Here is a 25,865-nt window from a genome sequence, read left to right as displayed (position 1 = left end):
TAAGGGGCCGATGTCCTACCCAGCGGTGAGGCCGCGCGGTCCGAGCGGAGGACTCGGGGGCCGGACACCTCACCGGGCAGCACGACGAGATGGCTTTATCCGGCCCATACCTTCGAATCGGAAGGTGATGGCAGGGGGCCGTCGCCGCTCACGAAGGGCAAGCCCGTCATGGTGAACCGAGAAACACGGGTGCGGGGTCTGGCCGCCCGGGCCGGCGGCTGGAGCGCACGCCATCGATGGGCTGCCGTCGGCGTCTGGGTGCTGTTCGTCGTCCTGGCCATGGGCATCGGCTCGGCCGTGGGCACGGCCAAGGTCAAGGAGAGCGACCAGCTGGGGGGCGAGACCCACACGGCCGCCCGGATCATCGAGGACGCCGGCATCGAGGAGCCGGCCGGCGAGACCGTCCTGGTCCAGGCGAAGGACGGCTCGCTCAAGGCCACCGACGCGGAGTTCAAGGACGCCGTCGCCGCGGTCGTCGAGGCCGTGGGCGGAACGGGCAAGGTCACCGACGTGACCTCGCCGTACGACGCCGACACGATATCGAAGGACGGGCGCAGCGCGCTCGTGCAGTTCGACATGCGGGGCGACTCCGACACCGCGGGCGAGCGGGTCGAGCCCGTGCTCAAGGCCGTCGCGGGCGTCCAGAAGGACCACTCCTCGCTGCGGATCGAGGAGATCGGCGGCGCCAGCATGATGAAGACGTTCGACGACGCGTTCGGCGACGACTTCCAGAAGGCCGAGTACTCCGCCGTGCCGGTGGCCCTGGGCATTCTGCTGATCGCCTTCGGCGCGCTGGTCGCCGCGCTGCTGCCGGTGGCGCTCGCGATCACCGCGATCATGGCGACGATGGGTCTGATGGGCATCGTCAGCCATCTCCAGCCGATGGACGACACCGCCAGCTCCGTGATGCTGCTGGTCGGTCTGGCCGTGGGCGTCGACTACTGCCTGTTCTATCTGCGCCGTGAGCGCGAGGAGCGGGCGGCGGGCCGGGACGCGGCGACCGCGCTGCAGATCGCCGCGGCGACCAGCGGCCGGGCCGTGATCGTCTCCGGCGTCACGGTGTGCGTGGCGATGGGGGGCATGCTGTTCACCGGGCTCGCGACGTTCGAGGCGATGGGCCTGGCCTCCCTGATGGTGGTGGCGGTCGCCATGGTCGGCTCGGTGACCGTGCTGCCCGCGCTGCTGTCACTGCTCGGCGAGCGGGTGGAGAAGGGGCGCATCCCGTTCCTGCACCCCGACAAGCGCCGTAAGAACGGAAACGGCGGCAACGGCGGCAACGGACGGAACGCCGAGGAGGGCAGCCGGTTCTGGAGCGCGGTCCTGAAGGTCGTGCTCGCCAAGCCCGCGATCTCGCTGGTCGTCGCGGCCGGCGCGCTGCTCGCCATCGCCGCTCCGGCGCTCGGCATGAAGACCCAGAACCTCACCCTGGACCAGGAGTTCGGCGACTCGCTGCCCATCGTGCAGACCTACAACCGGGTCAACGACGCCTTCCCGGGCGGCTCGGAGCCGGCCGAGGTCGTCGTCAAGGCGGACGACATCAACGCCGCCGACGTGCAGACGGCGCTCGCGCGGTTCAAGGAGCAGGCGGTCAGCTCGGGCGCCTCCCGCGGCCCGGTCGAGATCAAGCTGCACGACGCGCAGAACGTCGCGTTCGTCTATGTCCCGCTGGTCGGCGGCTCCGACCAGGACAAGGCGGGAGCGAGCCTGGACAAGCTGCGCGACGAGGTCCGCCCGGCGACGCTCGGCAAGGTCGACGGCGTGCAGGCGCCGATCACCGGACAGGTCGCGGGCAACCAGGACTTCAACGACCAGCTGATCGGCTCCGTCGTCCCGGTCTTCGCGTTCGTCGTGGTCTTCGCCTTCCTGCTGATGCTGCTGTCGTTCCGCTCGCTGACGGTCGCGATCACCTCGATCGTGCTCAACCTGCTGTCGGTGGGAGCCGCTTACGGCATCCTCGTGGCCGTCTTCCAGCACGGCTGGGGCGCGTCGCTGGTGGGCGCGGAGGGCGTGGGCGCGATCATCACCTGGCTGCCGCTGTTCCTCTTCGTGATCCTGTTCGGCCTGTCGATGGACTACCACGTGTTCGTGGTCTCCCGGATCCGTGAGGCGCGGCTGCGGGGCCGGACGACGAACGAGGCCATCCAGCACGGCGTGGTCACCACGGCCGGCGTGGTCACCAGCGCCGCCGTCATCATGGTCGCCGTGTTCGCGATCTTCGGAACGCTGTCCATGCAGTCGATGAAGCAGATGGGCGTGGGCCTCGCGGCCGCGGTGCTGATCGACGCGACGATCATCCGGGGCGTGCTGCTCCCCGCGGTGATGGCGCTGCTGGGCGAGCGCAACTGGTACCTGCCGAAGTGGCTGCACCGACTGCCCGACTTCACCCACGACGAGTCTCCGGCCGCGGTCGCACCGGCGGCGCGGGACGACGAGGGCGAGCGACTGACGGTCTGACGTCCCCTTCGACTCCCTTGATCTGAGGGCCCGTTGGCATCCCGGGGGAGCCAACGGGCCCTCACTCATGCGCGCCGCGCGCGGAGTTCGGCCTCGATGAGGTCGGCGGCCCGATGAGTGCCGCCCTCCTCGGCCATCTCCGCCTGGACGTCCTTGAGCCGACGGGCGACCTCCGGGTCGTCGACCAGTGCGAGGGCGGCCTCCCGCAGTGCCTCGGCGCTCGTCTCCTGCGTGTCCAGCCGCCGGGCCACGCCGAGCGCCTGCAGTACGTCCGCGTTGCCGAACTGGTCCGCGGCCTGCGGTACGGCGATCATCGGCGTCGCCGTCGCCAGCCCCTCCTGGCTGCCGCCCGCGCCGGCGTGGGTGACGAACAGGTCGGCCTGCTTCAGGACCGCCAACTGGGGTACCCAGGAGCGCACTTCGACGGTGTCCGGTACGACGCCCAGCGCACCGGGGTCGACATGCCTGCCGATCTGGAGCACCAGGCGCCAGCCGGGCAGCTCGCCGAAGGCCCGCACGCACTCCCGGTAGAAGTCGGGCCGGTCGGTGAAGGCCGATCCCAGCGAGACGAGCACGACCCTCTCCGCGTCCGCCGGCCGCGTCCAGTCGCCCTCGGCCGCGCGGTCGCCCAGGCAGGCGCCGACGAACGTGTGCACGCGCGCGTCGACCCGGTCGGCCTGGGGCTGCAACGCCCGCGGGATCAGCACGAGGGAGCGGGCGGGGCGGCCGACGAAGGAGTCGGGGTGCTCGGTGATCCCGTTCTCCTCCAGCCAGGCGTGGAAACGGGCGTAGTAGGCCTGTCCGCGTTCGGTCTTCCTGGGCTGCGCCCACATCGGCTCGGCGACCTCCTCCTCGTAGCCCTCCCAGGCGACGAGGTTCGGTGAGAGGGAGATCGCGGGGACGCCCCAGCGGTGGGCGAGGACCCGGGCCGGGTAGGACGTGATGTCGTGCAGGACGAGGTCGGGCACGTCCCCGGCGTAGGCCTCGGTCAGCTGGGGCAGCGCCTGGATCGCGTCGGCCAGGAAGGGTTCCACGTGGTCGAGGAGGGTGGTCCCCCAGGCCGAGGGGTCGTCGTCGGGCGAGGGCAGCGTCGAGCGCCACGGCCTCACCTCGGCGCCGGTGGAGGCCGCCTTCTCGGCGAGGACGGGCGGGACGGCGTACGTGACCCGGTGTCCGCGCGCGACGAGTTCGCGGATCACTTCCAGGCTGGGGTTCACATGGCCGTGGGCGGCGATGGAGAACATGGCGACATGCGCGGGGCGACTGGTCATGACAGTCACGCTAGGCGAGACGATACGTCTCGTGCAACGTGAATATCCGGCAGCCCCGCGTCCGCGGCATGGCCCGGACTACAGGTCCTAGCCGTCGGGGCAGTCCGCGCCGGTTCCCTCCACTCGTCGGCCGGCCGGGACCGTGACGGTCACCGGCGCGGGCGGGGACCCGGGGTCGGCGACGCGCTGTGCCGCGACGGCCGTGCAGATGACCTGGGCCGCCGCGAGATCGCTCAACTTCCCCACCGGGGCGGACAGTTCGATGGTGACGCGGTCCTCCCTCGCCGTCACCTTCACGGAGTCCGGCGTACCGGCCTCCTGCGCCGCCTGGGTGGGGCCGTTCGGGTCCGGGGCGGCGGGGACCGCGGTCGACAGGGGCGTGGGCAGCAGGGTGGCGAGGCCCCCGGTCATCTCCTTACGGGTCGGCCCCTGAAGCAGCAGCCGTACGGCGGTCTCGACGTCGCCCGGCGTCGCCGTCTCGCGGGAGACGTCGATCAGGGCGCCGTCCCACACGAAGTACACCCGCGTCCTCGGCACGACCCCGCCGGCCGGACCGCCCGCCTCGACCACGCCGGTCGTGGGGATGCCGCAGGAGGTGAGCGCGCCCAGGGCGGCGACGAGAAGAAGCGGCGGCGCGGACCGGCGTACGGCTTTCAGCATGGGCCCTCCTGGGGCGGCTCGTCGCCGCGCAGCGGGATCTCGACGGTGAAGACCGCGCCGCCCTCGGGCCGGTTCGCGGCGCGGACGGCGCCGCCGTGCACCCGGACGTTCTCCGCGGCGATCGCGAGGCCCAGGCCGCTGCCCTCGGTGCGGGTGCGGGCGACGTCCGACTTGTAGAAACGCTCGAAGACATGCGGCAACACGTGGTCGGGGATGCCGGGGCCGCTGTCCGACACCTCGATGACCGCCCTCCGTTCGACGCCGGGCCCGGCGCCCTCGTACAGGCGCAGAAGGACCGGGCGGGCGCCGTGCCGGAGGGCGTTGCCGGTCAGGTTGGCGACGACGACGTCGAGGCGGCGCGGGTCGACGCGGGCGCGCAGGGCGTCGGGCGGCGGCAGGTCGGTGTCGACCAGGTCGGTCCAGCCGCGGGCGGCGAGCGTGCGGCGCAGGGACTCGGCGAGGTCGATCTCGTCCAGGTGCAGCACCGCCGCGCCCGCGTCGAACCGGGAGATCTCCATCAGGTCGTCCACCAGCCGGGCCAGTTTCACGGTCTCCTCGCTGATCAGCCGGACCGCGGTGGCGGTGTCCGGGTCCAGGCCGGCGGCGTCCTCGTCGAGGACGTCGGTGACCGCCGACATGGCGGCCAGCGGGGTGCGCAGCTCGTGCGAGACGTCCGCGGCGAACCGGCGGGCCCGGGCCTCCAGGCCGCGCAGTTCGGCCACCGACTCCTCCAGCGCGGCGGCCGTCTCGTTGAACGTGTGGGACAGATCGGCGAGTTCGTCCGATCCGTCGACCGCGAGCCGGGTGTCCAGGCGTCCCTCGGCGATGCTGCGGGTGGCGCTGCGCAGCGCCCGCACCGGCCGCAGCACCCCGCGCGCGGCGAGCAGCGCGAGCAGCACGGCCAGGGCGAGCGCGGGCACCGTGGCCCGCTCGGCGGCGACGACCAGGGCATCGACGTAGGCCCGTTCCGTGGTCTGCGGCACCGTCAGGAACACCTGGACGCCGGTGCGGGTCGCGCCCTCGGCGTCGGCCGCGGCGTCGGAGACGGCGAAGAGGACCGACATGCCGACGACGAGCGAGGTGTGGTCGCCGCTGTCCACCCGCTGGAAGACGGTTGCCGAGCTGGCGTCGACGGCCTTGCGCAGCGCGGGCGTCAGCTCTCCGAACGGGTCGTCGGGGACGGAGGTGGCGCTCAGATCGCCGTAGGCGACGAGGACGCGCCAGGCCCCGGCCGGTTCGGTGTCGGCCACGGCGACCGCGAACCGCTCCAGTTCGGGCTCGACCGGCGGGAAGAACAGGGTGGGGGCGAGCCGGTCGACCTGGGTGCGCAGCAGCCTGATCACCGTGTCCTGGCTCTGCTGGAGCACGCCGGTGCGCGCCTCGCGGAAGGTCAGGGCGCCGGTGGAGGCGGCGGTGACCGCGGCGACCAGCGCGAACGCCACCACCAACCGCACGCGCAGACCGCGCAGTTGGGGCACCCGGACCCGACCACGCAGCGAGCCCTTCGCCGCAGTCGTCCTCGAGCCCTTCGCCGGCGCCTGCCGCGTCGAGCCCTTCGCCGCGTTCCTCACCGCGCCGCGAACCGGTAGCCGAAGCCGCGCACGGTCTGGATGTAGCGGGGCTCGCGCGGCGGCTCGCCCATCTTGGAGCGCAGCCGTTTGACGCAGGCGTCCACCAGGCGCGCGTCCCCGTGGTAACTGTGTTCCCAGACCGCTTCCAGAAGTTGCTGCCGGCTGAAGACCTGGCCGGGCGAGGCGGACAGGGTCAGCAGCAGCCGCAGTTCGGAGGGTGCGAGCGCGACCGGCGCGCCCTGCCGGGCGACCGAGAGGCCGGCCCGGTCGATGGCCAGGTCCCCGTAGGTGTCGATCTTCGGTATGCCGCCCTCGGCGGGCGCGCCGGCCGCCCGGCGCAGCACCGCGCGGATCCGCGCCTGAAGCACCCTGGCCTGCACGGGTTTGACGACGTAGTCGTCGGCTCCGGCCTCCAGTCCTACGACGATGTCCTCGTCGTCGCCCCGCGCGGTGGCCATGATGATCGGCAGGGTCGGGTCGAGGGCGCGCATCCCCCGGCACACGTCCAGGCCGGGCAGGCCGGGCAGCATCAGGTCCAGCACCACGACGTCCGGCCGGAAGGACCGCAGCCGCTCCAGCCCGTCCTCGCCGGTCTCGACGGCGGCGACCTCGTGGCCCTGGCGGCGCAGGGCGAGAGCGACGCCTTCCCGCACGGCACGGTCGTCTTCGATCAGCAGAACGCGTGGCATGCGCTCAGTATCCGTAGGCCCTCCGCCCGACCGGGGCACTGTTACCAGATGATCATATGAACCCACACCGGCCGGGTCGTTATCCTTCCGTTATCGTTCGAGCCAGATCCGATCACATCGCGATCACAACCTGAACGACCATGACCGCGCACAAAGCAACTCCTTCCCGCACCCGTCGCCGTCGGAGGGGTGCTTCGCACGCCTCCGTCCGGCACGGCCGGAGGGGGCCGCTGTGGGGCGGGCTCGCCGCGCTGACCGTCCTGGGCGCCGCCGGTTTCGCGGCCGTGGGCTGGACGTCACCGGGCGCAGGCGGCGCCGCCGGGGCCGAGCCCACCGGGCGCACGGGATCCAGCTCCGCCGCCACCGGCGGGACGCGCACCGCCGAGCCCCCGTCGAGCCCCTCGGCGAGTCCCTCCGCGAGCCCGTCCTCGAGCCCGTCCTCGAGGTCCTCCCCCGACGCTCCCTCCGAGCCCGACATCCCGGCCACCGGACCGGGCACGTTCACCACCGCGTCCGGCGGCAGCGCCGCAGTGGGCAAGGGGACCGCCCTGCGCTACCGGGTCGACGTCGAGGACGGCCTGAAGCTGTCCGCCGCGACCGTCGCCCGGCAGGTGGAGATCATCCTGGCCGATCCGCGGGGCTGGACGGCGGACGGCCACTCGGCGTTCCAGCGGGTGTCGAGCGGTACGGTCGACTTCTCCGTACGGGTGGCGACGCCCGGCACCGTGGACGAGATCTGCGGGGAGTACGGGCTGGACACCGGCGGCGAGGTCAACTGCAGCGTGGGCAAGAACGTCATGGTCAACCTCCGACGCTGGCTGCTGGCCACCCCCGTCTACGCCAAGGACGTCACGGCCTACCGCGCGCTGATCGTCAACCACGAGGTCGGCCACTTCCTCGGCCACGGCCACGTCGGCTGCCCCGGCCCGGGCAAACCGGCCCCCGCGATGATGCAGCAGATCAAGGGCATGTTCGGCTGCGTCCCCAATGTCTGGCCGTACGACGGAAAGGGCCAGTACCTCACCGGTCCCTCCGTCCCTTGAACGCGTCGGGCCCGCCCTCAGCGCTGGTAGCGGGCCAGCACCAGGTTTCCGTCCGTTTCCAGCCGTTTCCGCAGCTCACCGAGGTCGATCGCCCCGCTGTAGTACTCCTGGAAGGCCGGGGTCGCCACCTTGTCCTTCCACTCCGGGTAGCCGCGGACCGACTGCGCGGGCGCGGGGCGCAGATACGCGGCGAGGGCGGTGCCGGTCGCCCAGCCGTCCTTCGTCGTGTGCAGGGCCGGGTCCGCGAGCGCCTTGGTCCCGGTCGGCAGCATCCAGTCGCCCAGGGCGAGGCGCACCATGTTCTTCGGCCGGAGCAGGAAGTCGACGAACCGGGCGGCCTCCTTCTTGTGCGGGCTGTCCTCGGCGATGGACAGGGTCTGCGGGCTGACGCCCTGGGCGAGGCCGTCGGCGCCGGCCGGGGCGGGCAGCACCTGCCAGTCGAAGCCCTTCGGGGCCTGCTGGGCGATCTGCTGACGGTAGGAGAACCCGAGCGGGACCATGGCGTACTTGCCGCCGAAGAGGCCGGGCAGCGTGTCCGAGCCGCCGCTGCCCAGGGTGGTGGGCGAGGCGCTGTGGTCGGTGTCGACCTGGTCGTGGACCGTGCGCGGCACGACCTCGTCGCCGGCCTCGAAGCGGACGGTGACCTTGCCGTCGGCGCCCCGGTGGAAGAGCCGGCCGCCCGCCGACAGGGAGAGGTTGAGCGTGGCGGACACGGGCTCCTTCAGCGGCCAGGCCACCCCGTACTTCCCGTCGCCGCTGAGCTGCTTGGCGATCTTCCTGAACTCCGTCCAGGTCCACGGGTGTTCGGGGGTCGGGATGCGGACGCCGGAGCTTCTGAGCCAGGTCGCGTCGGCGACGAGGACCCGCGGCTCCTGGAGGAAGGGCACGCCGTAGACGCCGTCGCCGAAGGTCGTCGTCTCCCAACTGCGCTGCGGGATGTCGGACTTCAGACGGGCGGGCAGCAGGTCGGTCAGATCGGCGAGGTAGCCGCCGTAGGCGAAGTCCGCGAGGTCGTCGGAGGCGTCGTGGATGACGTCCGGGGCCTCGCCGCCCTCGAAGGAGGTCAGGAGCTGGTCGTGGACGCTGTCCCAACTCCCCTGGAGGTACTCGACCTTGACGTCCGGGTGGGCGGCGTTCCACTCCGCGACCAGTTCCTTGTTGGCCCGGACCGACTCCTCCTGCCAGGCCAGGGACTGGAAGCGGAGGGTGATCCGGCCGTCGCCCTGCGCACCGCCGCCCGACGAGCAGCCCGCCAGGAGCAGCAGAAACGCCAGTGACGCCAGGAGGATCGGTCTGGTCCGCATCAGCTCTTCACCGCCCCGGCGAGCATTCCGCCCGTGATCCGCCGCTGGATGACCGCGAAGACCACCAGCGAGGGGAGGGTGGCGAGGAAGGCGGCCGCGGCCAGCGGTCCGAGGTCGGCCACGCCCTCCGCTCCGATGAAGTGGGTCAGGATCACCGGCAGCGTCTGTTTCTCAGGCGTCTTCAGGAGCACCAGCGCGAAGAAGAACTCGTTCCACGCGGTGATGAACGCGAACAGCGCCGTCGCCACGATCCCCGGCGCGAGCAGCGGCGCCGTCACCGACACCAGCGTCCGCAGCCGCCCGGCCCCGTCGATCGCCGCCGCCTCCTCCAGCTCGACGGGGACGGCCCGGACGTAGCCGACGAGCATCCACAGCGCGAACGGCAGCGCCCACACGACGTACACCATGACCAGGCCCGGCAGGGAGTCGATCAGTCGGAGGTTCTTCAGGACCAGGAACAGCGGGATGATCACCAGCACGAAGGGGAAGGCCTGGCTGACCACGACCCATCCGGTGGCGGCCCGGGCGAGGCGGGTGCGGTGGCGGGCCATGACGTACGCCATCGGCGTGGCGAGCGCCACGGCGATCACGGCGGCGCCGAGCGCGGCGAGCAGGGAGTTGAACGCGGCGTGCAGCAGGGGCTGTTCGTCGAAGGCCTGGCGGAAGTTGGCGAGGGTGGGGTGGATCGGGATCCACGTGGGGTGCAGGCTCGCCAGTTCGCGCGGCGGCTTGAACGCGGTGGACAGCAGCCACAGGAGGGGGAAGGCGAGGAAGACCAGATACGCCAGCAGGGCCGCGTACTGGCCGACGCGGGCCGCGGGACTCGTCCTCACGCGTCGTCGCCTCCTCTGATCCGGCCTGCCAGGAACAGGGCCAGGAACACCGAGATCACCGCGACCATCACACAGCCCATCGCCGCCGCGTATCCGAACTGCCCGTAGCGGAAGGCCTCTTCGTAGGCGAAGAGCATGGGCAGCCGGGTGCGGCCGCCGGGACCGCCGTTGGTCAGCACGTAGACCAGGGCGAAACTGTTGAAGTTCCAGATGAAGTTGAGGGCCGTGACCGCGAGGGCGATGGGCTTGAGGGCGGGCCAGGTGACCGTCCGGAAGCGGCGCCAGGCGCCCGCGCCGTCGACCGCGGCGGCCTCGTGCAGTTCCCGCGGGGTGTTCTGCAGCCCGGCGAGCAGGGTGACCGTGGTCTGCGGCAGGCCCGCCCACACGCCGACGACGATCACCGCGGGCAGGGCGGTCGCCAGGCCGCTGAGCCAGTCGCGGCCCTCGCCCAGGCCCAGGTCGCGCAGGGTCTCGTTGAGGATGCCCGCGTCCGGGTTGTAGACCAGCCGCCACATCAGGCCGACCACGACCTCGGGCATGGCCCAGGGGACGAGGGCGAGGGCGCGGGCCAGCCAGCGCAGCCGCAGGTCCTGGTTCAGGAGCAGGGCGAGGCCGAGACCGAGCAGGAACTGCGGGAGCGTCACTCCGACCGCCCACACCAGCCCGATGCGGAACGACTCCCAGAACAGCGTGTCGTGCAGCAGGTCGGAGAAGTTGAGACCGCCGATCCACCGGGTGGCCGCGGTCCGGCCGGACTGGGCGTCGGTGAACGCCAGCAGGATCCCGTACAGCAGCGGGCCGACGCTCAGCACCAGGATGGGGATCAGGGCGGGCAGGACGAGGAACCACGCGCCGGGTGCGGCGACGCCCCGCGGTGGCCCCGCACCGGACACGCGGCGCGTCGTCCGTCTCCTCTGGGTCGCCGACGACACGGACACCGGGCCCCCTCCCCTCGGCTGCGACGGGCCCCGCCATGGTCGTGAAGGCGCTGTACTCCGTCAAGACACCGCGCACACCGTCCGACCTGTACGAATGCGAGACTGGCCCGCGGATGGCCGGATCCCGACGCCGTCCTGGACAGGCGCGCGGACGACGACACGGAGGCGGACGATGGACGAGGCACGGGCCCGGGACGTACTGGCCGCGGCAGGGGTGCTGCCGGGTCCGGCGGCGGAGGCGCAGCTCCTCGCCCTGGGCGAGAACGCGGTGTTCGCCGCCGGTGACCTGGTGGTGAAGGTGGGCCGGGACGCCGAGCTCCTCGACCGGGCGCGGCGCGAGCTGGACGTCTCGGCCTGGTTGGCCGAGGCGGGCGTCCCCGCGGTGCGGGCGGCCGAGCCGAGGCCGCTGCTCGTCGAGGGAAGTCCGGTGACGGTGTGGCACCGGCTGCCCGATCCGCTGCGGCCCGCGCAGCCGCGGGATCTGGCCGAACTGCTACGGCTCGTGCACGCCCTGCCCACCCCCTCCTTCGGCCTTCCCCCGCGCGATCTGCTGTCCGGGGTGGAGCGCTGGCTGCGGCTCGCGGGCGACGCGATCGACCCGGCGGACGCGGCGTATCTGCGCGAGCGCCGGGACGGCTTCGCGGCGGCCGCCGCCGGGCTCGCCCCGCAGCTGCCGCCCGGCCCGATCCACGGGGACGCGCTGCCCCGCAATGTGCACATCGGCCCCGAAGGACCGGTCCTGGTGGACCTGGAGACCGTCTCCGCCGATCTGCGCGAGCACGACCTGGTGGTCATGGCCCTCTCCCACGACCGCTACGGCCTGCCCGCCGACGCCTACGCCTCCTTCACCGAGGCGTACGGCTGGGATGTGCGGGAGTGGGCGGGGTGCGGGGTGCTGCGCGGGGCCCGGGAGACGGCCAGCTGTGCCTGGGTGGCCCAGCACGCGCCGAGCAACCCGAAGGCGCTGGCCGAGTTCGAGCGGCGGGTGGCGTCCCTGCGGGACGGGGACGAGGCGGTGCGCTGGTACCCGTTCTGAGCGTGGCGCACGCCGTCGCTCGCGCCGTAGGTCACGGCCGGACTCCCGCCGCGGCTCACGCCGTGCGGCTCACGGCCTGACTCGCGGCCCGGCTCAGGCGGACCGGCTCAGGCGGCCCGGCTCAGGCCGCCCGGCTCAGGCGGACCGGCTGTCCACCGGCTCCCGCAGCGGCCACACCCCGTCCACCACCGCGTTCGCGTCGCCCTTGCGGCGCAGGAAGCTCTGGAAGTCCGCCGCCCACTCGGCGTACCACTCGATCTGACGGCGGTGCAGCTCCGCCGGGCCGAGGGCCGCGATCTTCGGGTGGCGGTCGCCTATCGCGCAGGCCAGCCGGGCCGCGGCCAGGGCGTCGGCGGAGGCGTCGTGGGCGGCGTCGAGCGGGACGCCGTACTCGGAGCAGACCGCTTCGAGGTTGCGCTTGCCGCGGCGGTAGCGGTCGGCCCAGCGGTCGATGGTGTACGGATCGATGACCGGGGCCGGCTCCAGGCCGCCCAGGCGCTCGCGCAGCGAGGGCAGTCCGTGCCGCCGCAGCTCGGCGGAGAGCAGGCTCAGGTCGAAGGCGGCGTTGTAGGCGACGACCGGGACCCCGGTGCGCCAGTACGACGTGAGGACGTCGGCGATCGCGTCCGCGACCCCGTCGGCCGGGCTGCCCTCGGCGCTCGCCCGCTCGTTGCTGATCCCGTGCACGGCCACCGCATCCGCCGGGATCTCCACGCCCGGATCCGCCAGCCACTCGCGGCGGCCCAGGACCTGTCCGCCCTTGACCTCGATCACGGCTCCCGTGACGATGCGCGCCTCGCGCGGGTCCGTCCCGGTCGTCTCCAGGTCGAAGCCGATCAGCAGTTCCCGGTGCCAGGCCATGGTGGCCCCCCTTCTCGGTGGTGCTTTCCCCCAGTGGCCTCCACCATCGCATGCGCCACTGACAATCAGAGGACCGTGTTCCGCTTACCCCGGGAAGGGACCGGACAGCTCAGGACACCGGTCGCGAATCCACCCAGGCCTGCTCGAACTCCTCGCGGTACGCCCCGAAGAGTCCGCCTTCATCCGCTTCGCCCGACTTGACCACCCGGCTGCCGTTGCGCAGCACCAGCACCGGCGCCTCCATGCCGCGCATCCGCCGCAGATAGGACTGGACGACCGCGACGCCGTCGGTGCCGTCGCCGTCGACGAGGTAGGCGGTGAAGCGGGGCGTCTCGTCGTAGACCTGGATCTGGAAGGCGTCCGGATCGCGCAGCCGGGAGCGGACCCGGCGCATGTGCAGGATGTTCATCTCCACTGCGCGGCTCAGCTCGCCCCGCTTCATCCCGAGTTCGCGTTCGCGGCGCTTGACCGCGCTGGAGGCCGGGTTGATGAAGAGCAGCCGGATGCGGGCGCCGGCCTCGGCGAGGCGGATCAGCCGCCGTCCGGAGAAGTTCTGCACCAGCAGGTTGAGGCCGATGCCGATGGCGTCGAGGCGGCGGGCGCCGTCGAAGATGTCCTCGGCGGGGAACTGCCGCATCAGCCGCACCCGGTCGGAGTGGACGGCGACCACGTCCGCGTACCGGTCGCCCACGAGGTCCTCGACCGCGTCGACGGGCAGCCGGCGCGCGGACGGCACGTCGCCGCCCGTGCCGAGCATCTCCAGCAGCCGCGAGGAGGCGCGCTCCGCCTGGTTGAGGACCGCCTCGGACAGGGCCCGGTTGCGGGAGACGACGTTACGGGTGACCTCCAGCTCGTCCAGGGCGAGTTCGACGTCCCTGCGGTCGTCGAAGTACGGCTCGAAGCACGGCCAGTGCTGCACCATCAGCTCGCGCAGCTGCGGCAGCGTGAGGAAGGAGACCACGTTGTCGTCGGCCGGGTCGAGCAAGTAGCCCTTGCGGCGGCTGACTTCGCGTACGGCGACCGCCCGCTGCACCCACTCCTGTCCGGCGGGTCCGGCCGCGGCGACCGCCCACTCGTCGCCGTGGACGGGTTCGTAGATGGGCCGCAGCACGGCCGACACGACGGCGCGCAACCGCTGTTCGACGAGGTTCAGCCAGATGTAGGCCCGGCCGGCCCGCTGGGCGCGGGTGCGCACCTCGCGCCAGGCGTCGGCGTCCCAGTCCAGCTCCGGTCCGATGGCGTTCGTCTCCATCGGCCGGGCCAGGGACACCGTGCCGGGCGGGACCTCTGTGGAGCTCCCCTCGTGACCCTCGTCACCAGGGGGCAGCTCCAGCCCTCCCGAGCCCACCCGCGCACCGCCTTCCGCTCCCCCGAGCACTCCCCGTCCCAACGATCAAGGAAGGGTACTCCGGGAGCGGTCGACGGTGCAGCCGGATGGACAGGTCGTTTCTCAACTGCCGGTGCTCGGCCGCCCGTTCTGACCCGCGAGTGCGGGCGGAGTGAGCGGATTCATAGCGGTGACGTCCCGGGGGACGATCGAGAAGCCCTGCCAGTGGACCGGCATGGGCTGTTGGTCCTCGTCGCGCGCGATGTGGTGGAAGCCCACGTTCACCCAGGCCACGGGGTGTGTGAGGGTCTGCCCGTCGACCCACTTGTCCACGGACTTGGGGTGCCCCGTACCGCAGTTGAGGGGGTTGTTGCTGGCGTACATCTCGCACTTGTTGTACTCGGTGAAGTAGACGTCGTGCTTGGTGAAGCTGCGTCCGGAGTACTTGGTGGTGACGCCGGGGACGAGCTCGTACGAGCGCGGGTGGCCGTCCTTGTTCTTGCCGATGTTGCTGACCACACGCCACCAGCGCATGTTCTTGGCGTCCCCGGCGAGTTCCTTGGTGACGGGGGTGCGGGTGGTCTTGTTGGTCGGGCCCTGCTGGCCGCTCGCGGGCGGGCTGACCACCGAGTCGTACTGCTCGATCTTGTTGGCGGAGGAGCCGTCGAGACCGAAGTCCAGCCGCCAGAAGACGTTGTGGCTGTGGCTGGTGGCCTTGGCCTGCGCGCCCTTGCCTATCGGCCAGCCGCGGCCGTCGCCGGCGTCGTAGTCGAAGGGCGAGAGGCTGCCGGTGGCGCCGACGTTCATGTTGACGGTGCCGTCGTCGGAGAAGCGCCACTCGGTCATGTACTCGTACCAGCCGACCTTGTTGACCGTGTAGATCAACAGGTCCTTGCCCTGGGCCTGGTAGACCTTGTTGCCCGTGTCGGCCTGCATGCGGTAGGCGTGGCCGCGCGAGCGGGTGGTGGTGCACAGGCCCTTGACGTTGGGGTGCTCGGGGTCGAAGGCCTCGGGGACCTTGACCGTCTTGATGGTGCCGCCGGGGCATTCTGCGGGGGCCAGGTTCACCAGGCCGGAGCCGAAGTTGTAGTCGGTGACGTCGTTGTACTCGTTCGTGCCGTCGTCGTAGGGCACGTGGATCTGGGCGATCTTGGCGCTGGTGAGGACCCTGATCGGCTTGGGCTCGCCGGGCGGCTGGTAGGTGACCTTCTCCAGGATGAGCCCGGACTTGGCCTCGTAGCGCCAGCACATGCGCCAGGTGGTGCCGGTGGAGAGCTTCTGTTCGATGCGGTAGGCCGCGCTGCAGTCGGCGGCCGCAGCGGGGGCCGCCTTCGGCTGGGCGGCGGCGGGTCCGGCCCCGGCCGTCGCGCCGACGGCCAGTGCGGCCAGGGACAGGCCGACGGCCGCTCCCTTGCGGGCACGGCGGTTTCTGATCACGGGCATGAAGACATGACTCCTAGACAGCATGAATTCTGGACAGGAGGTGCGGGTTGGAAAAGTGGACGGTGGCCGACGCGGTCACCGCGACCACGGCGCCCCGAAGGGCGGTCGGCTCAGCCGGTGAGCTTCGCGACCTTGCGGGTGCTGAGGTCGATCACCAGGGACCGGGTGTCGATCCACGGGCCGTTCTTCACCTTCGGCAGCAGCCGCACACAGCGGTGCTCACCGCACTGGTCGAGGGCCGCGGACTGGGCGCCCGGCGTCGCCCGGTACACCATGCTGGCGAGCAGCAGCTGGTCCGGGGAGGTGAGCTCCGTGCCGGTGGCGTCCTTGAAGTCCGCCTTCAGACCCGCGCCGAGCGGGTCGGCGATCAGCAGCCGGGCCGCCTCGGTCTGCTCGTCGGTGCTCAGCGGAGGCTGGACGCCGTGCTGGGTGCCGGTCTGTTCGACCTTGCCCGTGTCGAGATTGACCGTCTTGGTGACGAGCGTGTCGTCCTTGTAGTCGTAGAACGTCACGTCGGCGCGCCGGGGCGCGTTCGGGTCGTCGAGTTCGTCCGCGTCGGGCTCGGCGAGATCCACGCCGAGTCGCTGCGGGCCGCGGTCGCCGTCCACGTTCTCGCTGCTGTTGAAGAGCGACTGGCTCAGCGCGAGGCGCTCGACCCGCTTCGTCTCGTCGTCCGTCAGCGGGTCGCGGCCCGTGCCCTTCTCGCCCTCGGCCGGCGCCTGCTCGACGACGCCGGGCTGGACCGTGCCCCCCTGCTGCCCGGCCGCCTGCTGTCCGCTCTGGCCGGTCTTCCCGCCCGTGCTCCCTCCTGTCTCGTCCGCCCCTGCCGTGCCCGGAAGGGTGATTCCGATCATCACGGCCGTCCCCGCGACCGCCATGGCCGCGCCTGCCACCACCTTGCCCAGGTGGCGGCGCACTAGCATGCGCACATCTTCCCCCTACTCCCCGTTCGCCCCGGGAGTACGTGTCTGCCCCACTGGTTCGGCATCCGTCCCTAACGCGACGTCTGCACCGGTCGTCGGGTAAGAGGGACGTAAGTCGAAGGTGGTTCCCTCACTTTCGGGGAGACTCGTCGTGAAGGCGCCCCCGGCGCGACGGCACACCTGAAAGAGTCGTGTCCATGCAGGTCTGGCCTGGAGAGGCGTATCCCCTCGGCGCCACGTACGACGGCGCCGGCACGAACTTCGCGGTCTTCACCGAGGCCGCGGACCGAGTAGAGCTGTGTCTGCTGCACGACGACGGCTCGGAGACGGCGGTGGAACTGCGCGAGAGCGACGCGTTCGTCCGGCACGCGTACGTGCCGGGCATCATGCCGGGGCAGCGCTACGGCTTCCGGGTGCACGGCCCCTACGACCCCGCGCGCGGGCAGCGCTGCAACTCCGCGAAGCTGCTCCTGGACCCGTATGCGAAGGCGGTCAGCGGCGCGATCCGGTGGGGCGAGGAGGTGTACGGCTACCACTTCGGCGCGCCCGAGCGGCGCAACGACCTCGACTCCGCGCCCCACACCATGACGTCGGTCGTGGTCAACCCCTACTTCGACTGGGGCGACGACCGGCTGCCGCGCACCGAGTACCACCACACGGTGATCTACGAGGCCCATGTGAAGGGCCTGACCATGCGCCATCCGGCGCTGCCCGAGGAGCTGCGCGGCACCTACGCGGCCCTCGCGCACCCGGCGGTGATCGAGCATCTGACGGGCCTGGGGGTGACGGCCCTGGAGCTGATGCCGGTGCACCAGTTCGTCAACGACCACCGGCTGGTCGACATGGGCCTGAACAACTACTGGGGCTACAACACGATCGGCTTCTTCGCCCCGCACAACGCGTACGCCTCCTGGGGCGACCGCGGCCAGCAGGTGCTGGAGTTCAAGTCGGCGGTGCGGGCGCTGCACGCGGCCGGCATCGAGGTCATCCTCGACGTGGTCTACAACCACACCGCCGAGGGCAACCACCTGGGGCCGACGCTGTCCTTCCGGGGCATCGACAACGAGAAGTACTACCGGCTGGCGGACGACGCCCGCTACTACACGGACACCACGGGGACCGGGAACTCGCTGCTCATGCGGTCCCCGCACGTCCTACAGATGATCATGGACTCGTTGCGCTACTGGGTCACCGAGATGCACGTCGACGGGTTCCGCTTCGACCTCGCGGCGACCCTGGCCCGCCAGTTCCACGAGGTGGACCGGCTGTCGTCGTTCTTCGACCTGGTCCAGCAGGATCCGATCGTCTCCCAGGTGAAGCTGATCGCCGAGCCGTGGGACGTGGGCGAGGGCGGCTACCAGGTGGGCAACTTCCCGCCGCTGTGGACCGAGTGGAACGGCAAGTACCGCGACACCGTGCGGGACGTGTGGCGGGGCGAGCCGCGCGCGGTCGGCGAGTTCGCCTCCCGGCTGACGGGCTCCTCCGACCTTTACCAGGACGACGGCCGGCGCCCGCTGGCCTCCATCAACTTCGTGACCTGCCACGACGGGTTCACCCTGCATGACCTCGTCTCCTACGACCGCAAGCACAACCAGGCCAACGGGGAGGACGACCGGGACGGCGAGAGCCACAACCGGTCGTGGAACTGCGGGGCGGAGGGCGAGACCGAGGACCCCGGGGTGCTGCGGCTGCGGGCCCGCCAGATGCGCAACTTCATCGCCACCCTGATGCTGTCCCAGGGCGTGCCCATGATCAGCCACGGCGACGAGTTCGGGCGCACCCAGAAGGGCAACAACAACGCCTACTGCCAGGACAGCGAGCTGGCCTGGGTCGCGTGGCCGGACGTCCGGGGTTCGGGGGGCGGCGAGGAGGTCGACGGCGACGAGGCCGGCGGCGAGGGGGCGGACGGCGAAGGGGCGGACGGCGGGCTGTTGGCCTTCACGCGCGCGTTGGTGTGGCTGCGCAAGGAGCACCCCGTCTTCCGGCGGCGGCGCTTCTTCCACGGGCGGCCCGTGGAGGGCACCCACGACGACCTGTCGGACATCGCCTGGTTCACGCCCGAGGGCACGGAGATGACCCAGCGGGACTGGGACCGGGCGCAGGCGTCCGCGCTGTCGGTGTTCCTCAACGGCAACGCGATCTCCGAGCCCGGCTCGCGCGGGCAGCGGATCACCGACGACTCCTTCCTGTTGATGTTCAACGCCTCGGCCCGGTCCCTGGAGTTCGTGGTGCCGCTCGACCACGGACGGCAGTGGCAGGTGGTCGTCGACACGGCGAGCCCGCGGACGGTGGCGCCGGGCACGGGCCCCAAGGTGCGGGCCGGGGACCGGCTGACCCTGGTGGACCGCAGCATGACAGTGCTGCAACGGCCCGCCTGACGACCCGCCCGGCGTCCCCCCGGCGAGGTCGCAGCGTCCACCTGGCGGGGGCGATGACACGAAAGGCGGCGGGGCGGGTACGTAGGTCTCCATGACCTCTGCGCGCCCCGCCGCCGACCTGTCTGTCCGGCCCGTCCTGCCTGTCCTGCCCACGGCCACCTACCGGCTGCAGCTGCAGCCCGCGTTCCCGTTCGCGGCCGCGGCGGCGGCCGTGCCGTACCTGGCCTCGCTCGGCGTCTCGCATCTGCATCTGTCGCCGGTCCTGGAGGCCGTGCCGGGCTCCCCGCACGGCTACGACGTGGTGGACCACGCGCGCGTGCGGGAGGAACTGGGCGGGGAGGAGGGGCTGCGGGCGCTGGCGCGCGTCGCGCGCGAGCACGGGCTCGGGCTGGTCGTGGACATCGTGCCGAACCACATGGCGATGGCCCCGCGCCACAACCACGCCCTGTGGGAGGTGCTGCGGGAGGGCCCGAAGTCGCCGTACGCGCGCTGGTTCGACGTCGACTGGGAGGCGCAGGGCGGTCAGCTGCTGGTCCCGGTGCTCGCCCACCCCGTCGGGACCGAGCTGGACCGGCTGCGGGTCGACGGGGACGTCCTGCGCTACTACGACCACGTCCTGCCGCTGCGCGAAGGCACCGAGGAGCTGCCGCTGCCGCAGCTGCTGGACGCCCAGTGGTACCGGCCGGTGTGGTGGCGGCTGGCCCGCACCGAGCTGAACTACCGACGCTTCTTCAGCATCTCGGAGCTGATCGGGGTGCGGGTGGAGGACCCGGAGGTGTTCGAGGCCACCCACGCCAAGATCCTCCAGCTGCTGCACGAGGGCGTGGTCGACGGGCTGCGCGTCGACCACCCCGACGGCCTCGCCGACCCCGACGGCTACCTGGACCGGCTGCACCAGGCCAGCGGCGGCCGCTGGACGGTCGTGGAGAAGATCCTGGCGGACGGGGAGCGCCTGCCGGACTCCTGGCCCGTCGCCGGCACCACCGGCTACGACGCCCTGCGCCGCGTGGACGGCCTGTTCACGGACTCCGAGGGGGCCCGGGAGCTCCTGGACCATTACAGGAGCTTCGCGGCCCCGCAGACGGACCGTGGCGGCGACTGGGCGGCGACCGCGCGGCGGGCGGCGTACGGGGTGCTCGCGCACGAGCTGGCGGCCGAACTGGACCGGCTGACCCGGACCGCGTCCCGGGCGTGCGCCGCCGCGCCGGACCCCGCACTGCGCGACCGGGCCCCCTGGGCGCTGCGCACGGCGCTGGAGGAGCTGCTGGTGCGCCTGGAGGTCTACCGGCCGTACGCCTCGGGCGACGCGGCCCTCGTCGTCACCGAGAAGGCGGCCGAAGAGGCGCGGCGGGCGTTCGTCGTGCCCGAGGAGGCCGGCGCGGTGGACGCGGTGCGCGCTCTGGTGCTGGGCGGGGCGGGACGCGCGCGGGAGGAGTTCCGGGCCCGGTTCGCGCAGACCGGGTCCGCGCTGCGCGCCAAGTCGATGGAGGACACGGCGTTCTACCGGTACGTGCCGCTGCTGTCGGCGAACGAGGTGGGCGGCGATCCGGGCGGCCCGGGCGTGTCCCCGGCGGGCTTCCACGCGTACTGCGCGCGCGTGCAGCGCGACTGGCCGGCCACCGGGACGGTCGTGTCGACGCACGACACCAAGCGCAGCGCCGACGTGCGCGCCGCGCTGGCCGTGCTCACCGAGTGCCCGCAGCGCTGGGCGGACGTGCTGGCGCAGGTCACCCGCGCGCGGAAGGACGACAGGGACGACGCGGCGACGGACGGGCAGCTCGCGTGGGCGGCCTGGCAGACCGTCTTCGGGCTGGGGCCGTCGTCCGTGGAGCGGGTGCGGGAGGCCCTGCTGAAGCACGCGCGCGAGGCGGGCCTGTACACGAGCTGGACGGAGCAGGAGCCGCCGTACGAGGAGGCGGTGGCCGCGTTCGTCGCCGCGGGGCCCTGCGGGCCGCCGGGCGAGCGGGTGGCCGCGCTGCGCGCCGCCCTGGAGCCGTACATCGAGGCCAATGTGCTGGGCACGGCGCTGGTGCATCTGACGATGCCGGGCGTGCCGGACCTCTACCAGGGCACCGAGAGCGAGTACCGCGCCTTGGTGGACCCCGACAACCGGCGTCCCGTGCGGTTCCCGCCGGAGAGTCCCGGCGTCAAGGACGCGGTGACGTCGGCCGCGCTGCGGCTGCGTCGGCGGCGGCCCGCCGTCTTCGGGGACCGGGCGACGTACGAGCCGCTGACGGCCGAGGGGCCGGCCGCGGAGCACTGCCTGGCGTTCGCGCGCTCCGGCGCGGTGGTCACGGCCGTGACGCGGCTGTCACTCCGGCTGGAGCGGGCGGGCGGCTGGCGGGAGACCCGGCTGGCGTTGCCGCCGGGGCGGTGGCGCGATCTGCTGGATCCGGAACGGGAGTTCACGGGGCACGCGCGCGTGGCGGAGCTGTTGGCACACCGTCCGGTGGCACTGCTGGAGCGGGCGGGCTGAGCGGGCACGGAAACGAAGAGGAGAAGAGAAGAGGTGGGGAGAGGGAGAGGAGAGGGAGAGGAGCTGCCTCGGATCAAGCACCGGCGGGCGTACGTCGCGCGGCTCGGCGCGGGTAACGGCGGGGGCGCGGGAGAAGGGGCCGAGGGCGCGGGACTGCCCGACTGGCGGATCACGTGCTGCCTCGTCGACCGCGAGCACCGGCGGCGCGGGGGCGCGGCACGCACCCGTTGTGACGGCCGTCGGCGCGTGCTTCCGGACGCCCCCTGGAGCCGCCCTCGGGCGTTCTTGACAGTTCCCCGCGTCCGTGGGGTACTGCGGAGGCGAAGGCCTGGCGGACGCGTACGGGGGTGAGTCTCCTGCCGGAGCTGCGCTACCCCACGGTGACCGAACTGACCTGCTCAGCCCGGGCGTTGGCCGCGCTTCGACCCGGCTTGTGCGCCCTGCGACAGGTGGGAGTCTCCCGGGCGGGCCGGCCCCTGCATCTGCTGTCCGTGGGACAGGCCCGGCGTGCCGTGCTCGTCGTCGCGGGGGCCCACGCGAACGAGCCGACGGGCGGCTCGACGCTGCTGGCCCTGGCCGAACGGGTGCTGTACGAGCGGGAGTTGCGCAGCGATACCTCCTGGCACTTCCTGCTGTGCGCGGACCCCGACGGGGCGAGTCTGCATGTGACCCCGGCGCCGCGCAGCCTGCTCGACTACCACCTGGGGTTCTTCCGGCCGGCGGGCCCGGAGCAGCCGGAGTGGTCGCCCGCCGTGCTGCCGCCCCACCGGCTGCCGCCCGAGACGCGCGCGCTGACCCGGGTCATCGACGAGCTGCGGCCCTACCTCCAGGTGACCCTGCACGGCACCGATCTCGGCGGCAGCTGGGTGCAGTTGACGAAGGACATCCCGGGGCTGGCCGAGCCGTTCGTCAAGTCCGCGGCGCGGTTGCACATCCCGGTGGAGACCGGGGCCTCCGACGCGGCGGGCTGGCCCGCGTCCGGGCCCGGCGTGCATGTGATGCCGGCTCCCGGGGCGGACGCGGCCTACCCGAGCATGCCGGACGACGCACGGCACAGCACCTGGTACCACGCCCATCGCTACGGCGGCCTGACCGCGGTCGTGGAGGTGCCGATGTGGGCGAGCGACCTGGTGGACGACCCGGCCCCGCATCCGGCCCCGGCCCGTGCGATCCGGCGCCTGGCGGTGCGGCTGCTGCGGGACGCGCACGAGGTGGAGCGGGTGCTCGACGAGGCGCTGCCGCGCCTGGACGGCGTCGACGGGCCGCTGCTGCGGGCGGCCCGGTGGGCGCTGGAGCTGGTGCCGGGGCTGGCCGCGGACTGGACCCACACGCCGCCGGCCGACACGACGATGGCGTACGTCGGCAGCGTGGACGCCTTCGCCCGCCGGCTGCCGCTGCGGGCGGCCGCGATGCTGTGGCGGGTCCTGCAGGCGAGCGACGACCATGCGGCCCCGCGCCTCGAACAGCTCGTGGGGACCTGGAGCGACGCCTTCGCCGAGCGCTTCCACGCCCGCTGGGTGCCCCTGGAGCACCAGGTGGAGCACCAGTCAGGCACGGTCGTCGCGGCGGCCCTGCACGCGCGCGCGGGCGCGGCCTGGAGCGACGGGGCAGCGTAGGCGCCGGGGGCGGGGGCGCGGACGGCGTAGGGGGAGGCACGCGGGGACGGCGTAGGGCGACGGGGAGACAGGACGACGTAGGGCGTGGCGGGTTCGGGCCCGCGCGTGTGTGCCCGAACCCGTCGGCACACACACGCGCGGGCGACCGGATCCGACGCCACGCGTGCGTGTGTGCCCGAACCCGACGCCACGCGTGCGTGTGAGCCCGAACCCGACGCCACACGCGCGTGTGAGCCCGAACCCGACGCCACACGCGCGTGTGAGCCGGGACCCGTTCGGCCGGTCGGCTCAGACCTCGGGGACCTGCTCGTCGTCCAGGGCGAAGACCGCGCCCGTCAGCGCCTCCATCTCGCAGTCGTTGCCGAAGGTCCGCGCGTACTCGACCGGACGGCCGTTCCACTGGCCGTGCGCGCGGGCGGTCACCGGGGCGTACATGAGCGGGCAGACGCGGTCGCCGGGCCCCGCCACGGCGTCGACGTCGCCGTTCGCCGTCGTCAGGGCCGCGCAGGCCTCGGCGGCGCGGGAGTGGCCCTGGGGCGGGTCGCACAGCAGCAGGACGCCGCGGGTGTCGCGGGACTGGGAGGTGCCGTGGGTGAGCGTGAGCTGGAGCCAGTTGCCGGGGAGGGCGTCCGGGGAGGCCGCCTGGGCCTGGGCCGGGGCGACGCCGACGGCGAGCAGGAGGGCGGCCGTGGCCACGGCCGGCAGGGCGCGCCGCAGCGCGGTGGCCGAGAGGAGGGGCGAGGGGACGGCCGGGGGGAAGGCCGGGGGAAAGGCCGAGGAGACGGCTGAGAGGAGCTTCATTCCCCGTGCATCGGCACGGCGGGCCGCGTACCCCAGCCCGACTCACCCGAACGTGCGGGGGCGGCGCCGGCCCGGCCGGCCAGTTCGAACGCGGCGAGCACCACCCTCGCCTGGTACTCGACCTGGCGCGCGACGGGGATCCAGCGCGCCCCGCAGTCGTCGAGGTAGGCGGCGCACCACCCGTCGATCAGCCCGTCCAGCTCCGGCAGCGCGTCGCAGGGGTCGTGCCCCGAGCCGGCGACCAGCTGGCGCAGCAGGCCCGCCGTCCGTACGGAGATCCGCCGGCCGGCGATGTGCAGGGCCGTCAGATGGGCGGTGCTGAGGGGCGGCAGCGGACGGGCGGGGTCGGCGGTGTCGGGATCCCAGGCGTCGGCGAGCCCGGGGCAGACCAGGAGGTAGTCGTCGACCGGGGCGAGCAACCGCGCCGCGTCGGGGACGCCGGTGAAATGGGGCCGCACGCGCGTGAGGATGCGCTCCAGGAGACGTGTGTCGTGGCGCAGGGCCCGGCTCACGGCGCGCAGCACCGCGTCCCGGTCGGCGGGCGGGGAGTCGTCCTCGACGGCGCTCACGCCCCACATGGGCGCTTCGACGATCGCGGTGACCGTGCCGTGCCGGTGCGGGTGGTACCAGGTCGACTCGACGGCGGCCTCGGTGATGGCGGCGGCCAGGTCGCGCGGGCGCGGCGGCGGGATCCGGTAGACGGCGGGTCCCAGCGCGGGCCAGTACAGGGTGTCGTAGGCGCCGAGTTCGCGGGGGATGCCGAGGCGGGCGGCGGTGTGGGCGACGCGCGCGGAGAGGCCGGGCAGGTCGCGGGTCAGTTCGACGAAGGCGCCGCCGACGTCGACGCCGTGCAGCGAGCACTGGAAGAAAGGTTTCAGTTCGTCCTGGAGGCCGAGCAGCGCCCGGGTCTCGGGCAGCGCGGCGGCGGCCGCGCCGTCGGGCAGCCATTCGGGCTGTTCGTGGAAGCCGGGCCGGAAGAAGTTCCGGAAGTAGCGGCCGAGGCTGTAGGGGCCGGCCAGCCAGCCCTCGTTGCGGCGCAGCCCGTCGGGGTCGAGGCACAGCAGCAGGTTCCAGGTGGCGTCGGCGCCCTCGGTGAGCCGGGGGTCGGCCAGGACACGTTCGGCCAGCCGCAGGACGGTGGCGCCGCCGACGGGCTCGTTGGCGTGCGGTCCGGCGACGACGAGGGCCTGACGGGCGCCCCGGCCGAGGGAGAGCAGCCACAGGGGCGTGCCCGCGCGGGAGACCCCGACGCGCCGCAGCCGGGCGTCCCGGGGGCGGCGAGCGGCGAGCGCGGCCGCCTGGGCCGCGAGGTCGTCCACGGTCGGATAGCGGAGGAGTGGCGGCAGGGCACACCTCCACAGGCGGGCCGTCGGTTCACCGGGCGTGTCTGGTGTACGCACAGTGAGTCATGGGATCGGGGTACGTCAACACCGCGACGGGTGAGGAGACTTGGGCCGGAACAGTTCCGAAGGCGGTTTCGGATCGGTTCCCAGGTGGGTTTCGGATCGGTTCCCAGGTGGGTTTCGGATCGGTTCCCAGGTGGGTTTCGGATCGGTTCCCAGGTGGGTTTCGGATCAGTTCGCCGAGAGCCGGAACGCCGTCCGGCCGAAGGCGACTTGGTCGCCCTCGCGGACGACGGCCGCGCCGATGACGCGGCGGCCGTTGACGGTGGTGCCGTTGGTCGAGCCGAGGTCGCGCAGGATCCACATCCCGCCCTGGCGCCTGAGTTCGGCGTGCACGCGCGAGACGCTCTCGTGGGTCAGTCTGAGGCCGCTCGCGGGATCCCGCCCGATGCGCAGCGCCTGGTCGGTGCCGGGGTGCGGGAGCAGCAGCTTGGGCAGCCGCTCGGCCTGCCAGGCCCGGCGCAGCCGGACGGTGAAGCCGGAGACCGCCTCGACGCTGCCGAAGACGACGCGCGAGAGGCGGCTCTCCTTGGGCAGGTCGGCGGTGAGGACGGCGAGTTCGTCGGTGCGACGTGCGGAAAGCGCCAGCTCCATGCGCCGGATGAACGTGTCGTGCGACAGCCGGCCCATGGCGACGCCGTCACGGAGCACCTTCAGCGCCCTGTCGCGCTCCGCATCCGACAGGCGCGCGGGGTACGTGTTGAACTCGAAAGACGACGTCACGCTGGTGATTGTCGGTCAGTGAACCGCGGGTGTCCAGAAGACGTGAAATCGCCCCCACGCGCGCGTGCCCCGCGGCCCCGCCGCAGAGGACATCGCGACACCCGCCGTGAAGAGG

General features: G+C 72.7%; 19 protein-coding genes and 1 pseudogene. 6 read left to right on the top strand and 14 right to left on the bottom strand.

Annotation, left to right across the window (positions count from 1 at the left end):
* Positions 1-168: 168 nt before the first annotated feature.
* Positions 169-2,454 (top strand): MMPL family transporter, encoded by a 2,286-nt coding sequence (locus OG562_RS33100; RefSeq protein ID WP_266404542.1) that lies wholly within the window; start codon positions 169-171, stop codon positions 2,452-2,454.
* A 65-nt stretch (positions 2,455-2,519) separates the two neighbouring features.
* Here OG562_RS33100 and mgt read toward each other — a convergent pair.
* The 4 genes and pseudogenes from mgt to OG562_RS33080 form a co-directional block, all read right to left on the bottom strand.
* Positions 2,520-3,795: pseudogene (gene mgt, locus OG562_RS33095) on the bottom strand (macrolide-inactivating glycosyltransferase).
* A 17-nt stretch (positions 3,796-3,812) separates the two neighbouring features.
* Positions 3,813-4,385, bottom strand: a complete 573-nt coding sequence (locus tag OG562_RS33090) for a hypothetical protein (protein ID WP_266404541.1) — start codon at positions 4,383-4,385, stop codon at positions 3,813-3,815.
* The gene (locus tag OG562_RS33085) at positions 4,379-5,863 is read right to left on the bottom strand and encodes a cell wall metabolism sensor histidine kinase WalK (RefSeq protein ID WP_266404540.1); all 1,485 of its coding nucleotides are present in this window, start codon (positions 5,861-5,863) and stop codon (positions 4,379-4,381) included. Before OG562_RS33085 ends, OG562_RS33090 begins: the two co-directional genes overlap by 7 nt.
* 89 nt (positions 5,864-5,952) lie before the next feature.
* On the bottom strand, positions 5,953-6,645 hold the full coding sequence (locus OG562_RS33080; protein WP_266404539.1) for a response regulator transcription factor: 693 nt from the start codon (positions 6,643-6,645) through the stop codon (positions 5,953-5,955).
* A gap of 140 nt (positions 6,646-6,785) precedes the next feature.
* Between OG562_RS33080 and OG562_RS33075 the strand changes: the two genes are divergently transcribed.
* A complete protein-coding gene (locus tag OG562_RS33075; RefSeq protein WP_266404538.1) occupies positions 6,786-7,688 on the top strand; it encodes a DUF3152 domain-containing protein in 903 nt (300 codons plus the stop codon).
* A gap of 17 nt (positions 7,689-7,705) precedes the next feature.
* Here the strand turns inward: OG562_RS33075 and OG562_RS33070 are convergent, their stop codons facing one another.
* Genes OG562_RS33070 through OG562_RS33060 form a run of 3 tightly spaced genes read right to left on the bottom strand, consistent with a single transcriptional unit; the run spans position 7,706 to position 10,718 of the window.
* Entirely contained in the window at positions 7,706-8,992 is a 1,287-nt protein-coding gene (locus OG562_RS33070) for an ABC transporter substrate-binding protein (RefSeq protein WP_266404537.1), read from the bottom strand.
* Positions 8,992-9,825 (bottom strand): carbohydrate ABC transporter permease, encoded by an 834-nt coding sequence (locus tag OG562_RS33065; RefSeq protein ID WP_266404535.1) that lies wholly within the window; start codon positions 9,823-9,825, stop codon positions 8,992-8,994. Before OG562_RS33065 ends, OG562_RS33070 begins: the two co-directional genes overlap by 1 nt.
* Complete coding sequence (locus tag OG562_RS33060; protein ID WP_266404533.1) at positions 9,822-10,718, bottom strand: carbohydrate ABC transporter permease; 897 nt, start codon at positions 10,716-10,718, stop codon at positions 9,822-9,824. The genes OG562_RS33065 and OG562_RS33060 overlap by 4 nt, the downstream gene beginning before the upstream one ends.
* Positions 10,719-10,935: 217 nt before the next feature.
* Here OG562_RS33060 and OG562_RS33055 point away from each other — a divergent pair, with 217 nt between their 5' ends.
* Positions 10,936-11,799, top strand: coding sequence for a phosphotransferase enzyme family protein (locus OG562_RS33055; protein ID WP_266404532.1), 864 nt, complete (start codon positions 10,936-10,938; stop codon positions 11,797-11,799).
* A gap of 135 nt (positions 11,800-11,934) precedes the next feature.
* Here OG562_RS33055 and OG562_RS33050 read toward each other — a convergent pair whose 3' ends face one another.
* The 4 genes from OG562_RS33050 to OG562_RS33035 form a co-directional block, all read right to left on the bottom strand.
* Positions 11,935-12,660, bottom strand: coding sequence for a 3'-5' exonuclease (locus OG562_RS33050; protein ID WP_266404531.1), 726 nt, complete (start codon positions 12,658-12,660; stop codon positions 11,935-11,937).
* Positions 12,661-12,769: 109 nt separating this feature from the next.
* Entirely contained in the window at positions 12,770-14,008 is a 1,239-nt protein-coding gene (locus OG562_RS33045) for an SAV2148 family HEPN domain-containing protein (protein WP_266409647.1), read from the bottom strand.
* A gap of 102 nt (positions 14,009-14,110) precedes the next feature.
* Entirely contained in the window at positions 14,111-15,430 is a 1,320-nt protein-coding gene (locus tag OG562_RS33040) for a copper amine oxidase (protein ID WP_266404530.1), read from the bottom strand.
* A gap of 110 nt (positions 15,431-15,540) precedes the next feature.
* Positions 15,541-16,359, bottom strand: coding sequence for a Tat pathway signal sequence domain protein (locus OG562_RS33035; protein ID WP_266404527.1), 819 nt, complete (start codon positions 16,357-16,359; stop codon positions 15,541-15,543).
* Positions 16,360-16,550: 191 nt separating this feature from the next.
* On the opposite strand from OG562_RS33035, the gene glgX reads away from it, so the two are divergent.
* The 3 genes from glgX to OG562_RS33020 all read left to right on the top strand — a co-directional run bounded on the left by glgX (position 16,551) and on the right by OG562_RS33020 (position 22,823).
* Complete coding sequence (gene glgX / locus OG562_RS33030) at positions 16,551-18,731, top strand: glycogen debranching protein GlgX (RefSeq protein ID WP_266404525.1); 2,181 nt, start codon at positions 16,551-16,553, stop codon at positions 18,729-18,731.
* 91 nt (positions 18,732-18,822) lie between these two features.
* A complete protein-coding gene (treY, locus tag OG562_RS33025; RefSeq protein WP_266404524.1) occupies positions 18,823-21,207 on the top strand; it encodes a malto-oligosyltrehalose synthase in 2,385 nt (794 codons plus the stop codon).
* Positions 21,208-21,554: 347 nt separating this feature from the next.
* Positions 21,555-22,823: a M14 family zinc carboxypeptidase gene (locus OG562_RS33020; RefSeq protein WP_266404523.1), complete on the top strand. Its 1,269-nt coding sequence runs from the start codon at positions 21,555-21,557 to the stop codon at positions 22,821-22,823.
* A gap of 288 nt (positions 22,824-23,111) precedes the next feature.
* Here the strand turns inward: OG562_RS33020 and OG562_RS33015 are convergent, their stop codons facing one another.
* The 3 genes from OG562_RS33015 to OG562_RS33005 form a co-directional block, all read right to left on the bottom strand.
* On the bottom strand, positions 23,112-23,624 hold the full coding sequence (locus tag OG562_RS33015; RefSeq protein WP_266404522.1) for an SSI family serine proteinase inhibitor: 513 nt from the start codon (positions 23,622-23,624) through the stop codon (positions 23,112-23,114).
* Positions 23,621-24,985: a M14 family zinc carboxypeptidase gene (locus OG562_RS33010; RefSeq protein ID WP_266409646.1), complete on the bottom strand. Its 1,365-nt coding sequence runs from the start codon at positions 24,983-24,985 to the stop codon at positions 23,621-23,623. Before OG562_RS33010 ends, OG562_RS33015 begins: the two co-directional genes overlap by 4 nt.
* 213 nt (positions 24,986-25,198) lie before the next feature.
* Positions 25,199-25,750 carry an FHA domain-containing protein gene (locus tag OG562_RS33005; protein WP_266404520.1) on the bottom strand — a complete coding sequence of 184 codons (552 nt, stop codon included), beginning with the start codon at positions 25,748-25,750 and terminating at the stop codon, positions 25,199-25,201.
* Positions 25,751-25,865: the final 115 nt, after the last annotated feature.

This window comes from Streptomyces sp. NBC_01275 (assembly GCF_026340655.1).
Taxonomy (GTDB): Bacteria; Actinomycetota; Actinomycetes; order Streptomycetales; family Streptomycetaceae; genus Streptomyces.
The sequence above is the reverse complement of the archived record's forward strand: the minus strand, read 5'-3'. Positions and strand labels throughout refer to the sequence as shown.